The sequence below is a fragment of the Pedococcus sp. 2YAF34 genome, assembly GCF_052114585.1.
Lineage (GTDB): Bacteria > Actinomycetota > Actinomycetes > Actinomycetales > Dermatophilaceae > Pedococcus.
Window position 1 is genome coordinate 1 of the sequence record NZ_JBFRFA010000111.1, and the last position, 439, is coordinate 439.

Consider the following 439-nt stretch of genomic DNA (forward strand, 5'->3'; position numbering starts at 1 on the left):
CTCACTTGTCGCACGAGCCAAGCGTTCCGATCCGCGTGCGTTCGCGCTGCTGTGGGAACGCCACCGATCGGCCGGTGTCATGGTTGCGCTCGGATATGCGAATCGCGCTGATGCCGAAGACCTCATGGCGGAGGCCTTCACCCGCACCTACTCGGCGATCGTCTCCGGCGGTGGGCCGACCGACAGCTTCCGCGGGTACCTGTTCTCGACGATCCGGCGGCTGGCATACACGACAGTCCGCCGGAACAGCCGGACTGTCCCTCTCGACGACCTGGAGACCGGCCAGCTGACCGACTCCGCTGAGACGAGTGCGATGCGCCGGCTCGAGAACGATCTCGTCGGTCGCGCGTTCCGGTCGCTTCCGCCTCGTTGGCAGGACGTGCTGTGGCTCTCGATCGTCGAGGGAACAGCCCACACGGAGATCGCCAGGAGACTCGGT

Annotated in this window: 1 protein-coding gene; it reads left to right on the forward strand. The window is 66.3% G+C overall.

Translation table 11 applies throughout. The features are described from left to right. Positions 1-439: RNA polymerase sigma factor (locus tag AB4Z02_RS19120; RefSeq protein WP_441972951.1), on the forward strand; the 439-nt coding region annotated here is incomplete at both ends.